Source organism: Microbacterium sp. P5_B6, assembly GCF_056400345.1.
The window spans coordinates 1-12653 of the sequence record NZ_JBFULL010000006.1 but is presented as its reverse complement, the minus strand read 5'-3'; the positions used below and the strand labels follow the sequence as shown (position 1 = coordinate 12653).

General features: G+C 69.0%; 10 protein-coding genes. 9 read left to right on the top strand and 1 reads right to left on the bottom strand.

Going from position 1 to position 12653, the window contains the following annotated elements; all coding sequences use genetic code 11:
- Positions 1 to 8: 8 nt before the first annotated feature.
- From AC1DP3_RS09475 to AC1DP3_RS09465, 3 genes are read left to right on the top strand one after another with little or no spacing between them, the layout of a single operon-like run.
- Positions 9 to 1310 (top strand): sensor histidine kinase, encoded by a 1302-nt coding sequence (locus tag AC1DP3_RS09475; protein ID WP_477292917.1) that lies wholly within the window; start codon positions 9 to 11, stop codon positions 1308 to 1310.
- Complete coding sequence (locus AC1DP3_RS09470) at positions 1298 to 1999, top strand: response regulator (RefSeq protein ID WP_477292916.1); 702 nt, start codon at positions 1298 to 1300, stop codon at positions 1997 to 1999. The genes AC1DP3_RS09475 and AC1DP3_RS09470 overlap by 13 nt, the downstream gene beginning before the upstream one ends.
- Positions 1996 to 2865 carry a hypothetical protein gene (locus AC1DP3_RS09465; protein WP_477292915.1) on the top strand — a complete coding sequence of 290 codons (870 nt, stop codon included), beginning with the start codon at positions 1996 to 1998 and terminating at the stop codon, positions 2863 to 2865. Before AC1DP3_RS09470 ends, AC1DP3_RS09465 begins: the two co-directional genes overlap by 4 nt.
- A gap of 73 nt (positions 2866 to 2938) precedes the next feature.
- On the opposite strand, the gene AC1DP3_RS09460 is transcribed toward AC1DP3_RS09465, so the two are convergent.
- Positions 2939 to 3445 (bottom strand): N-acetyltransferase family protein, encoded by a 507-nt coding sequence (locus tag AC1DP3_RS09460; RefSeq protein WP_477292914.1) that lies wholly within the window; start codon positions 3443 to 3445, stop codon positions 2939 to 2941.
- 205 nt (positions 3446 to 3650) lie between these two features.
- On the opposite strand from AC1DP3_RS09460, the gene AC1DP3_RS09455 reads away from it, so the two are divergent.
- From AC1DP3_RS09455 to AC1DP3_RS09430, 6 genes are all read left to right on the top strand, one after another.
- Positions 3651 to 4211, top strand: coding sequence for an acyl-CoA thioesterase (locus tag AC1DP3_RS09455; protein WP_477292913.1), 561 nt, complete (start codon positions 3651 to 3653; stop codon positions 4209 to 4211).
- A gap of 114 nt (positions 4212 to 4325) precedes the next feature.
- Entirely contained in the window at positions 4326 to 4838 is a 513-nt protein-coding gene (locus AC1DP3_RS09450; RefSeq protein ID WP_477292912.1) for a hypothetical protein, read from the top strand.
- 134 nt (positions 4839 to 4972) lie between these two features.
- Complete coding sequence (locus AC1DP3_RS09445; RefSeq protein WP_477292911.1) at positions 4973 to 8824, top strand: bifunctional proline dehydrogenase/L-glutamate gamma-semialdehyde dehydrogenase; 3852 nt, start codon at positions 4973 to 4975, stop codon at positions 8822 to 8824.
- Positions 8825 to 8920: 96 nt separating this feature from the next.
- The gene (locus tag AC1DP3_RS09440; RefSeq protein ID WP_477292910.1) at positions 8921 to 9934 is read left to right on the top strand and encodes a LacI family DNA-binding transcriptional regulator; all 1014 of its coding nucleotides are present in this window, start codon (positions 8921 to 8923) and stop codon (positions 9932 to 9934) included.
- A 197-nt stretch (positions 9935 to 10131) separates the two neighbouring features.
- On the top strand, positions 10132 to 11496 hold the full coding sequence (locus AC1DP3_RS09435; RefSeq protein WP_477292909.1) for an ABC transporter substrate-binding protein: 1365 nt from the start codon (positions 10132 to 10134) through the stop codon (positions 11494 to 11496).
- 64 nt (positions 11497 to 11560) lie between these two features.
- A complete protein-coding gene (locus tag AC1DP3_RS09430) occupies positions 11561 to 12490 on the top strand; it encodes a carbohydrate ABC transporter permease (RefSeq protein ID WP_477292908.1) in 930 nt (309 codons plus the stop codon).
- Positions 12491 to 12653: the final 163 nt, after the last annotated feature.

The following is a 12653-nucleotide window of genomic DNA, read 5'->3' as shown; positions in this document are numbered from 1 at the left end:
TTGGAGGCATGACTTCAGGCACTCCCCTCTCGGCGCCGGGACCGGCGCCCTCTCTCGCGCCGCCGCGACCCATGAACGTGACCTCGCCGGTCCGCGTCCTGGGTGCTGCCGCGCATCTCGCGGCGCTGGGCGTTCTCGGCCCGGTCGTGTTCACCGTGCTCTTCACGTTCCTCGGGCTCGGACTCGGGCTCCTGCCCGTCCTCGGCATCGGACTGCTGCTTCTCGTCGCTTTCGTCTACGTCCTGTTCGGCGTCGCGTGGGCCGAGGCGGCTCGCGTCGACGGCCTGTACGGGTTCGGCCTTCCGCCGCGCAGGCTGCGCCCGCGGCCACGCCCGGGCTTCGGCGGCTGGCTGCTCGGACTCTGGCGCCAGGCCATCGACCCGTCCGTGTGGCGCGGCATCGCGAGTCTCGCGGTGGCCACGATCCTCGGCTGGATCGTCGTCCTGCTCCTCAGCGTGTTCTCCTCCGGGATCGCGATGGCGTTCGCCCCGCTCTACGCCACGGGCGACAGCCTGCGGATCGCCCGCACAGGACTGACTGTCCCCGTCTCGTGGGCCGTGCCCGTCGGCATCCTCTCGGCAGTCCTCGCGCTCGCCGCGATCGTCGGCCTCGCCATCCTGCACGGCGTCCTGGCCCGGGCCATCGTCGTGCCCTCCCAGGAAGCGCAGCTCGCCGAGGCGGCCCGCACCTCCAGCGCACAGCGCGCCGGGGCGGTGCGTGCGGCCGATGTCGAGCGCACCCGCATCGAGCGCGACCTCCACGACGGCGTCCAGCCGCGACTCGTCTCCGTCGGCATGACGCTGGGGCTCGCGCAGCAGAAGATCGACACAGACCCCGCCGCCGCGAAGGCGCTGATCGACGAGGCCCACACCTCGACGAAGGCGGCGATCACCGAACTTCGCCAGCTGGCCCGCGGAATCCACACCTCCGTCTTGGACGATCGGGGACTGGATGCTGCGCTCTCCGCGCTCGCGGCCCGATCGGTCGTCCCCGTACACCTCGACGTGCGGCTCGACGGACGCTGCAGCCGCGACACCGAGGCTGCCGCCTACTTCGCGATCGCGGAGGCGCTCACCAATGCCGCGAAGCATTCGCGGGGCACCGAGAGCCGTGTCGTCGTGCGGCTCCGGGACGGCAGCACGCTGTGGGCGCGCGTGGAGGACAACGGCATCGGCGGCGCGCGGGTCCTCCCCGGCGGCGGCCTCGACGGCATCGTCAACCGCGTGGTCGCGGCCGGCGGCCAAGCGCGGATCGACAGCCCGGCGGGCGGCCCGACGAGCGTGGAGGTGAGCATCCCGTGCGCATCCTGATCTGCGAAGACTCCGCGCTGCTGCGCGAAGGGCTGGTGCGGGTGCTCGAAGACGCCGGACACGTGGTCGTCGCCTCGGTGGCCGATGCGGTCCGCATCGAGGACGTGGTCGCTCAGTCATCGCCCGAGCTCTGCATCCTGGATGTGCGGCTGCCGCCGTCGTGGACGGATGAGGGCATCCGTGCGGCACTGTCGATCCGCGCCGTGCGGCCTGACCTGCCTCTGCTCGTCCTGTCGCAGTACGTCGAGGAGCGGTATGCGTCCGACCTCATCTCGGCGAAGGGCGGTGCGCTCGGCTACCTCTTGAAGGATCGGGTCGCCGACGTCGGGGACTTCCTCGAGGCGATCGAGCGGATCGGCTCGGGTGCCACGGTGCTCGACCCGGAGGTGGTCGCCCAGCTGCTCAGCCGAAGGACCCGGGACGATCGGATGCTGCGGCTGACGGATCGGGAATCCGCGGTGCTCGCGCTCATCGCCGAGGGGCGCTCGAACCAGGCCATCGCGGCGGCACTCCACGTCTCGGAGGGCAGCGTCGAGAAGCACGTGACGGCCGTCTTCCAGAAGCTCGACCTCGAACCGGACCAGTCCGGCAACCGGCGGGTGCTCGCCGCGCTCGCCCACCTCGAACACGGCGGCCCCCGGCCGCAGGAACAAGGCGGCCCCACGCCGCAGTCAGGAGCGAACCGATGACCACCACCATGACCCCGCCTCCCGCGGGGACCGATGCGCCCCCTCCGGGTCACCGTCCGACGAGCGGTGCCGCACGCGTCATCGCGATCCTCATCGCCGTCTTCGGCGCCTTCGTGATCATCGGGGCGATCATCTCGGCGCTCGTCACGACGATCGTCTCGGCATCCGTCGACACCACTACGCGCACCGCCGACGTCACCGACGTCACGGACCTCGAGGTCGACATGGCCGCCGGCACGCTGCGGATCGAGTTCGCCGACATCCAGGATGCCGAGCTCGAGGTCACCGGCACTGCCGGCGCCGAGCGGTGGACGTTCAAAAACGAGGACGGCGAGCTCGTCGTCTCCTCGCCCCAGGGGTGGTTCGACGGCGGCTGGCCGTTCGGAGGGTGGCCGTTCGGTGAGCGGGCCGCGGACGACGCCACGCTGGTGCTGCCGGAGTCTCTCAAGGGGGCGGATGCCGATCTCAGCCTCGCGGCAGGTGAGCTGATCGTCGATGACGGCGACTTCGGCGAGGTGTCTCTCGACATGGGTGCCGGCCGCACGCGGATGACGGCATCCGTCGACTCCATCACCGCCGACGTGAGCGCCGGCGCTGCAGAACTCGAGCTCGAGGGTGCCCGGGAGGCCAGCTTCTCGGTGAGCGCCGGTGCACTGCAGGCCGCACTGTCGGGCGTCCAGCCCCGCACGCTCGAGCTCGACGTGAGCGCCGGGTCGCTCGATGTCACGGTGCCCGAGGGCGAGTACGACGTCGTGTCGGACGTCACAGCCGGCAACTTCGACAACCGGGTCGGCTCGACCCCCGGCGCCGACAGCAGCGTCAACGTGCAGGTGTCGGCCGGCAAGGCGGTGCTCACCGCGGACTGACCCCGCGGTCGATGGGCGCGGACAGAGAAGGAGCCCTGCCTGGCGGCAGGGCTCCTTCTCTGTGCTTCAGGTGCTAGCGCACGTACCGCACCTCGGTGAGCGTCTCGCCGAGGAACGGCTCGGTGTGCGAGGCGCCGTCGAGCGTGAAGCCGTTGCGCGTGTAGAAGCGGTGCGCGCGGGGGCTGTCGTCGGCCACCCACAGGTAGAGGGGCTCATCGTGCTCGACCACGGCGTCGAACAGCTTCTGGCCGATGCCGGTGCCGTGCCACGCGTCGAGGAGATAGATGAAGTACAGCTCGCGGAACCGCGGGGAGTCCTTGTCGCGTGCGGGGCCGGACCCTGCGAACCCGACGATCTCGCCGTCGACGAGCGCGGCGAAGATCTTGAACTCCGGTCCCTGGGCGGCCCAGTGGGTCCAGAGCTCGGCGAGGCGTCGTGGCGACACCTTCTCGAGGGCGGCCTTGCTGATGAGGTGGTCGTAGGTCTCGTGCCAGCAGGTGGCGTGGACGCGCCCGAGGGCCACTGCGTCGACGTCACGCACCGGACGGACGACGATGTCGGTCTGGATTTCGGCTTCCATGGGCTGACTCTACGCTCGGGCTCCGGTACCGCGAAATCGGCGGGATTCGGCGGCGGAATCGAACCCAGCTGGTCGCCGAATCGTTACCTTCGTGTTGTTTTCCCGACACCGGAAGCGGGAAAGGGGAGCCACCCCCTGAGAGACCATGTCGGTTCCCCACAACCGAATCACACCCGGCCTGCAGCGATGGCTAGCATCACTCCTCGTGAACGTGTGGTGGCGGACCCTCCTGGTGATCATCGGCGCACGCCTGCGCATGAGGCTCGGGCGCAGTCTGGCGCCGTCCGAGGTCGGGCGCATCAGGCTCACCACGCTGCCCACCGACATCGATCTGCTGCGTCACATGAACAACGGGCGGTACCTGTCGCTGTTCGACCTGGGGCGATGGGACCTGCTCACCCGCTCGGGGCTCATCGATGCGATGCGGCGGCGTGGCTGGTACGCCGTCGTCTCGAGCGAGACGGTCACCTTCCGCAAGTCGCTCGAGCTGTGGCAGCAGTTCACCGTCGAATCGCGCTTCATGGGCCACGACGACAAGGCGCTCTACCTCGAGCACCGCGCCGTCGTCGACGGCGAGATCTACGCCCGCGCGATCATCCGCGCCCGGATGCTGAAGCGGAAGGGCGGCACGGTCCCGCACGAAGAGCTGTTCGCAGAACTCGGGCGCCCGGAGGGTCTCCCCGACGTCGCTGAGTGGGTTCATGACTGGGCCGCGGCATCCGCCCTCCCGCCCACTCGCGCGGACGCGCCGAGTCACTGGGACTGAGCCGGTAGCGCAGGACCTGAACCCTCGCAAGGGGTTTGTCGTGGTCGCGCCTGTCCGGTTGCCTGGAATGAGCACAGCCGCCACCCGTTCGGCTGTCGCTCGAGAGGAGGGTCCATGGACAGCACCGCAGTCATCTGGATCATCGTCGTCATCGCCGTCGCGCTCATCGCGGTGGTCGCGATCGGCTTCTTCGTGTACCGCCGCAATCAGGGTCAGCGAGACCAGCGGAGGCACGAGCAGGCGGAGGACATGCGCCGTCAAGCGCGCGAGTCCGCCATCGCCGCCCAGGAGGTCGAGGCGAACCACGCACGGAAGCAGGCGGATGCGGCCACCGCAGCCGCGGAGGCGGAACGCGCGAAGGCGCGCGCCGCTCAAGCCGAGGTCGATGCTCGCCGCTATGCCGACGAGCATGCTGACGACGCCGACCAGCATCGAGCCAAAGAGGAGGCGATCCTCCAGAAGGCGGACGCACTCGACCCCTACGGGAACAACGGACAGGACGGTGCTCGTGCGAGCGCCGCACCGGTCAACGACACGCGCGTCGCTCGCGACGACCGTGTCGATCCCGCACAGGGGGACACCTCAGACGTTCCGTCGTCCCGCCGCGTGCGGACCGACGAAGCCTGAGACCTTCCGCCGAGCGCCCCGGTTCCCTCGGAACCGGGGCGCTTTCCCGTGAGCGCATGTCGGTCCCACGAGCGAATACCGGACACGTCAGCCTGAAGAGACCTGGTCGGCCAGGAATGGCGGATGCTGGAAGCATGCCGTCGACACCGCTTCCGGCGCCCGCCGGGCTTCCTGCCGAACTCGCCGATCGCGCGGTCGCAATGGCCGAGCGCTGGATCGCCGAGAGCGACGGCGGCGAGATGGACCGGTCGGCCCAGCGCCTTGCCAGCGTGCTCAAGGATCCCGACGGACTTCCGTTCACGATCGGCTTCGTCGATGGCGTCATGCGGCCGGAGAGCCTGTCGGCAGCGGCATCCGCTCTCCATCGCATCGCGCCGCGCGTGCCGGAGTTCCTCCCCTGGTACCTCCGCGGGGCGGTGCACGCCGGAGGGGCTCTCGCACCGGTGCTTCCTGCGCCGGTCGTGCCGATCGCACGGAGGGTGCTGCGCGAGATGGTCGGCCATCTGGTGGTCGATGCCCGACCGGAGAAGCTCGGACCCGCGATCGCCGCGCTGCGCGAGGGTGGCGCGCGGCTGAACCTCAACCTGCTCGGTGAGGCCGTTCTCGGGGAGGCGGAAGCCCAGCGGCGGCTCGAGGGAATCCACGACCTCATCCGGCGACCCGACGTCGACTACGTGTCGGTCAAGGTGTCGGCGATCGCGAGCCACGTGTCGATGTGGGCATTCGACGAGGTCGTCGACGGCGTGGTCGCGCGGCTGCTCCCGCTGTACCTCACAGCTCTCGGAAGGGAGGGCGCTTCTGGGGATTCGGGCGCAGAGGAGGCGCCCGTGGCGCCGGATCAGACCTTCATCAACCTCGACATGGAGGAGTACCGCGACCTCGATCTCACCGTCGCGGTCTTCATGCGGCTCCTCGAGGACCCTCGACTGCACCAGCTCGAGTCGGGGATCGTGCTGCAGGCGTATCTCCCCGATGCGCTGGGCGCACTCGAACGACTCACGTCCTGGGCGCGTGACCGCGTCGAGGCCGGCGGCGCGCCCATCAAGATCCGGCTCGTCAAGGGCGCCAACCTCGCGATGGAGCGGGTGGATGCCCTCATGCACGGCTGGCCGCTCGCGACCTACGACGCCAAGGTGGACGCCGACGCGAACTACCTCCGCTGCCTCGATGCGGCGCTGGACCCGGCGTCGACCGCCGCAGTCCGTATCGGCGTCGCCGGGCACAACCTCTTCAACATCGCCTACGCGTGGCTCCTCGCCGGCGAGCGCGGGGTGCGCGACCGACTCGAGTTCGAAATGCTGCTGGGCATGGCGCAGGGCCAGGTGGCGGCGGTCGCGCGAGAGGTCGGTCCCGTGCTGCTGTACGTGCCGGTCGTGCGCCCGGACGAGTTCGATGTGGCGATCAGCTACCTCGTGCGGCGCCTGGAGGAGAACGCCTCGGGGGAGAACTTCCTCTCCGCCGCGTCCGATCTCGCGACCGATCGGCCCACCTTCGAGCGCGAGCGCGACCGCTTCCTGGCGTCGGTCCGACGTGCAGACGACCCGAATCTCGGCTCGGCGCCGAATCGCACCCAGGATCGCTCGGCCGAGCCCTCCCCGCAGGCGCTGCGCGCGGGCTCCCGCAGCCTCCGCGGGGCCACGCCCGAGGTCGACTCCGCCCTCACGCAGGTCGTCCTCGGGATCGCGCGCAGCGCGGCGGCCGACGACGCGTCCGAGTCCACCGGCTCGCGCTCTGCCGACACGCCCGGCGGCCCTCGCGAAACCGGCGGAGACACCGAGCCGATCGAACCCAGTCCCGAGGCTCAGCTCTTCGGCGGTCAGTCCTTCGTCGAGACGGCCGTCTTCGCACGTCGAGAGTCGGGCGCGCGGGCGACGGGTGCGCCGGGCTTTCGCAATTCGCCCGATTCCGATCCGGCGCTGCCGGCCAATCGGGCGTGGGCGCGCAGCATCCTGTCTCGTATCGAGACCTCGACCGCCGGCGACGCGACGATCCACGCCGCCGAGATCACCGACGAGGATGCCCTCCGGGCGACGATTGCACGGGTGCGGGATGCCGCCGCCCTGTGGGGCGCGATGCCCGCGGCCGATCGTTCCGCCGTGCTCGTCGCCGCCGCTCGCCAGCTCGAGGCGCGGCGCGCCGAGCTCATCGAGGTCGCGGCATCGGAGACCGGGAAGGTGCTCGCCGAGGCCGACGTGGAGGTGAGCGAGGCGGTCGACTTCGCGAACTACTACGCGGCGACCGCGCGCGAGCTCGACCGGGTGAGCGGAGCTGTCTTCGTGCCCTCGCGTGTCACGGTCGTGACGCCTCCCTGGAACTTCCCGCTTGCGATCCCGGCCGGGGGAGTGCTCGCCGCGCTCGCCGCGGGCTCGGGTGTCGTCTTCAAGCCGGCGCATCAGGCCCGGCGGTGTGGGGCCGTGCTCGCGGAGGCGCTGTGGGATGCCGGGGTGCCGCGCGACCTCCTCGCCCTCGTGAGTGTGCACGAGGGCGCGCTCGGCGAACAGCTCGTGTCGCATCCCGACGTCGACCGAGTGATTCTGACCGGGTCGTGGGATACGGCGGCGCTCTTCCGCTCCTGGCGTCCAGAGCTGCCGCTGCTCGCCGAGACGAGCGGCAAGAACGCCATCATCGTCATGCCATCCGCCGACCTCGACCTGGCGGTGGCGGATCTGGTGAGAAGCGCCTTCGGCCATGCCGGGCAGAAGTGCTCGGCGGCGTCGCTCGCGATCCTGGTGGGATCGACCGGCCGGTCCAGGCGGTTCGCGCGCCAGCTCATCGACGCCACGACGTCGCTGCGCATCGGTCCGCCGACCGACCCTCTCGCGGAGGTCGGACCCCTCATCGAGGCACCCCGCGGCAAGCTGGAGTGGGCGCTGACGACCCTCGACGACGGCGAGGAATGGCTCGTCCAGCCACAGCGCCTGGATGACGAGCCCGAGACCGCTGGACGGCTGTGGAGTCCCGGCATCCGGACCGGCGTGCGACCCGGATCGCGCTTCCACCGGGAGGAGTTCTTCGGCCCGGTCCTCGGGGTCATGCACGCGACCTCGCTGAGTCACGCGATCGAGCTGCAGAACGCTGTGGAGTACGGCCTGACTGCGGGGCTCCACACTCAGAACCCCCACGATCTCGCGGTGTGGCTCGACAGGGTCGAGGCCGGCAACCTCTACGTCAATCGCGGCATCACCGGAGCGATCGTGCAGCGGCAGCCGTTCGGAGGGTGGAAGCGGTCGTCCGTCGGCGCCGGCGCGAAGGCGGGTGGCCCCAACTACCTCATCGGCCTCGGATCCTGGCGACCGAGCGCAGGCGTGCAGGGCTCGACGACCCTGCATCTGCGTGGGCTGGACTCGCGCATCGCCGACGTCATCGAGGGGGCGCAGCCCTCGCTCGACTACGTGGCCTTCGAGTGGCTGCGCCGTGCGGCATTGTCGGACGCGATCGCCTGGGACCGCGAGTACGGGCAGGTCAAGGACGTCTCGAAGCTCGGCGTCGAGAGAAACCTGTTCCGCTACCGACCCGTCCCGCATACCGCTGTGCGCGCTACGGCCGACGCCCCATGGCATTGGCTGCTGCGGGTCGCGCTCGCCGGGGTGCGCTCCGGCTCGACCCTGGCGATCAGCGCGCCCGCCGGGCTCCCCGCGCCGGTGCGGCGAGTGCTGGCAGACCAGGGCGTTCCGGTGTTCGTCGAGACCGACGAGCAATGGCTCGAGCGGATGTCGGCCTCCGGTCCCACCGACTCCTCCACGTCGACCGATGCGGCATCGCCTCGTCCGACGCGTGCACGGCTCGTCGGCGAGACGGAGTCGGTCGCCGCGCTGCACCGCGCGCTCGCCGAACGGATCGACGGCGACCCCGATCTCGCCGTGTACGACGGTGATGTGACCACCTCCGGCCGGCTGGAACTGCTGCCCTTCCTGCGGGAGCAGTCGGTCACGATCACTGCGCACCGCTTCGGAAACCTCGACGACTGGTCGGACGAGGTCATCTGACGGGAGGATCGCTCGATTGCTGGGCGAATCGTTCGGGCTCGCGCTGTCTACAACGTTGTACACCCCGCTAGAGTGTTTCGGGACAGAGGGAGGCCCATGGCGGCTACAGTGCATGACGTCGCTCGCCTCGCCGGTGTGTCGATCAAGACCGTATCGAACGTCATCAACGACTACCCGCATATCCGGCCGACGACGCGGGAGAAGGTCGAGCAGGCGATCGCCGAGCTCGGCTACACGCCGAACCTCACGGCGCGAAACCTGCGTTCGGGTCGGTCGGGGTCGATAGCGCTGGCCCTTCCCGAGCTCAGCCTCAGCTACTTCGCGGAACTCGCGGACGCGGTGATCGCGGCCGCCGAGAAGCGCGGCCACACCGTCACGATCGAGCACACCGGCGGGGACCGCGCGCGAGAGCTCGACGTGCTCCGCAGCCCGCGTCGCAAGCTCAGCGACGGACTCATCTTCAGTCCTCTCGGCATGGGTCAGGATGATGTGCATCTGACGGCGGTCGAGTACCCGCTGGTCCTGCTCGGTGAGCGCATCTTCGGTTCGCCGGCCGACCACGTGACCATGAAGAACGTCGAGGCGGGGCGCGCGGCGACCGAGCACCTCATCGCCCAGGGGCGGCGAAGAATCGCCATTGTGGGCGCCCATGACGGCGAGGTCATCGGCTCGGCCGGACTCCGGCTGCGCGGGTACCGCGAGGCCCTGGACGCCGCCGGCATCGAGTTCGATCCCGCGCTCATCGCCTACACCGAGCTCTGGCACCGTGCGAACGGAGCCACCAGCATGCGCGAGCTGCTCGCGAGCGGTGTGCGCTTCGACGCCGTGTTCGGGCTGAACGACACCCTCGCCCTCGGCGCGATGCGTGTGCTCCAGGAGGCCGGACTGCGAGTGCCCGCCGACGTGGCGGTCGTCGGCTTCGACGATCTGGATGAGGCCCAGTACTCGCTGCCGAGCCTCACGACGATCGATCCCGGACGCGAGCAGATCGCTGACACTGCTGTCGAGCTGCTGCTCGACCGGGTGGAACAGCGAGCCACCGGACCCTCGCGCGAGATCTTCGCCGACTTCCGCATCGTCGATCGGGAGTCGACCGCTCCTTCCACTTGACACCGGCCGAACCGGTCGGCATGATCATCTACAACGTTTACTTTACAACGTTGTAAGTCCGCCGGGATCCCGGGGTGACGAGTCGAAGAGGATTCGCTGCGGCGCAGAGCGCGCCGCCGGCACCTCCCGACACGAGCGCTCCTCGGGTGTGCACCGACAAAGATGTCCTACCCCCACTCCGAAGGGAACCCACCACAGTGAACAAGAAGCTCGCACTGGCCGCAGCATCGGCCTTCGCGATCACCGGCCTGCTCGCAGGCTGCTCAGCCGACGGCGGCGACGACGGTGCCACTGGCGACGCCGCCGACACCACGAGCTGCACCAACACCATCACCAAGACCGACCTCCCCGTCGTCTCGGTGTGGGGCTGGTACCCCAACATGGACAAGGTCGTCGACAACTTCAACGAAGGCAGCGACGACGTCCAGGCCTGCTGGACCAACGTCGGCCAGGGCAACGACGAGTACGACAAGTTCCAGACCGCCATCTCGGCCGGGACTGGGGCGCCCGACGTCATCATGCTCGAGGCCGACCGCATCCCCAATTACGTCGTGCAGCAGGCGCTCGTGGACATCTCGGACTACGGCTACGACGACGTGAAGGGCAACTTCAGCGCCGGTGCGTGGAAGGACGTCTCGGTCGGCGACGCGGTCTACGGCGCCCCGGTCGACGGCGGCCCCATGGGCATGATCTACCGCACCGACGTCTTCGAGCAGTACGGCGTGACCCCGCCCACCACCTGGGCGGAGTACGAGGCCGCCGCACAGGCCGTCAAGGACGCCGGTGGACCGCTCTTCGGCGATGTGGGCGCGAACGTGCCCGCCGTCTACATGGCGCTCACGATCCAGAACGGCGCGCAGCCCTTCACCTACGACCCGGCCAAGCCCGAGGACATCGGCATCAAGGTGAACGACGACGCTTCCAAGGAGGTGCTCGACTACTGGGCGGACATGGTGAAGAACGGGCTCGTCGGCACCCAGGACCAGTTCACGCCGGAGTACATCTCGGGCGTCGTCGGCGGCGACTATGCCACCTACGTGTCGGCCGCGTGGGCTCCGGGATACCTCACCGGCGCGGGCGTCGGCGAGGGCGAGGATGCCGGCAAGTTCGCCGTCGCACCGCTGCCCCAGTGGGACACCGCGAACCCGGTCTCGGTCAACTGGGGCGGATCCGCGTTCTCGGTCACGTCGCAATCGACCCAGCCCGAGCTCGCCGCCAAGGTCGCCTTCGGCATCTACGCCGACGACGCATCGCTCGCGGACGGCTGGCAGAACCAGATCATCTTCCCGCTCAACAACAACGTGCTCACCTCGGATGAGTTCGTGAACGCAGAGGTCCCCTTCTTCAATGGGCAGCAGGCGAACAAAGAGGTCTACGTGCCGGCGGCGGATGCCTATGAGGGCTTCACCTACAGCCCATTCGGCTCGTTCTACTACGCCTCCTTCACGGAAGAGCTCGCTGCCATGAACAACGGTGAGAAGACCGGCTCGCAGGCGGCCGACGACCTTCAGAAGAAGCTCGTCGACTACGCCACCGAGCAGGGCTTCACCGTCACCGAGTAGGCACCGGAACCCGGGCCGACCCCCTCGGGGGTCGGCCCGGCCCGCACCAGGCAAGGATTCGCATATGACCACTTCGACACTCGCGCCGCCGAAACCGCGCGCCGCCGTCGTCCGCGCACGTCGCCGACGCTCCGCGATCGGCTGGCTCTTCATCGCCCCGTTCGGGGTCGTCTTCGCCATCTTCCTGATCGCGCCGCTCGCCTACGCCTTCTACCTCTCGCTGTACAAGAAGGCCCTCATCGGCGGCACGCAGTTCGTCTGGTTCGACAACTACCTGAAGGCCTTCACCGACGAGCACTTCCTCAGCGGCGTCTGGTTCGTGATCAAGTTCTCGATTGTGCTCATCCCGCTCCAGATGCTCATCTCACTGGGGATCGCGCTCGTCCTCGATGCGGTGACGACCTGGTTCACGCGGTTCGCTCGCCTGATGGTCTTCCTCCCGTACGCGATTCCCGCCGTCATCGGCGCGCTCATGTGGGGGTTCCTGTACAGCAAGAACTTCGGCCCGCTCGGCGACCTCTTCGGCATGTTCGGGCTTACGGCACCGGACTTCCTCAGCCAGCAGCTGATCTTCTTCGGACTCCTCAACGTCGTCACGTGGCAGTGGGCCGGGTACTACATGATCATCTTGTACGCGGCCCTGCGCGGCATCGACCCCAGCATCTATGAGGCAGCCCGCATCGACGGCGCGAACAGCTGGCAGATCGCGTGGCGCATCAAGGTGCCCATGATCAGCAGTGCGCTGGTGCTCATCCTCGTGTTCGCGCTCATCGGGACGCTGCAGTTCTTCAACGAGCCGACGATGCTCAAGTTCCTCGCCGCCGGTTCGATCGGGCCCGACTTCACGCCGAACATGTACGCGTATCAGCAGGCCTTCGCGCTCGCGAACTTCAACTACGGGTCCGCGATCTCGTTCGCGCTGGGCATCGTCGTCTTCATCTGCGTCTACATCTTCATGTTCGCGACGCGCAAGCGCGGAGGGTTCCTCGGATGACCGCCCCCACCACCACCAAGGTCCGGCAGGACGCTCCTGCCACGCTCGAGGGAGCGCGCAAGGCACCCCGCAAGAGTCATCTCGGCACCCATATCGTGCTCGGGGCGCTGCTCGTCTACTTCCTGATCCCCTTCTACTGGATCCTGGTCAACTCCTCGAAGGA

Excerpts from the sequence above, each read along its gene's own strand:
- AC1DP3_RS09440 (WP_477292910.1), top strand. The coding sequence starts at position 8,921 with ATGGCGGCTACAGTGCATGACGTCGCTCGCCTCGCCGGTGTGTCGATC.
- AC1DP3_RS09465 (WP_477292915.1), top strand. The coding sequence starts at position 1,996 with ATGACCACCACCATGACCCCGCCTCCCGCGGGGACCGATGCGCCCCCT.
- AC1DP3_RS09460 (WP_477292914.1), bottom strand. The coding sequence starts at position 3,445 with ATGGAAGCCGAAATCCAGACCGACATCGTCGTCCGTCCGGTGCGTGAC.
- AC1DP3_RS09450 (WP_477292912.1), top strand. The coding sequence starts at position 4,326 with ATGGACAGCACCGCAGTCATCTGGATCATCGTCGTCATCGCCGTCGCG.
- AC1DP3_RS09430 (WP_477292908.1), top strand. The coding sequence starts at position 11,561 with ATGACCACTTCGACACTCGCGCCGCCGAAACCGCGCGCCGCCGTCGTC.
- AC1DP3_RS09475 (WP_477292917.1), top strand. The coding sequence starts at position 9 with ATGACTTCAGGCACTCCCCTCTCGGCGCCGGGACCGGCGCCCTCTCTC.
- AC1DP3_RS09445 (WP_477292911.1), top strand. The coding sequence starts at position 4,973 with ATGCCGTCGACACCGCTTCCGGCGCCCGCCGGGCTTCCTGCCGAACTC.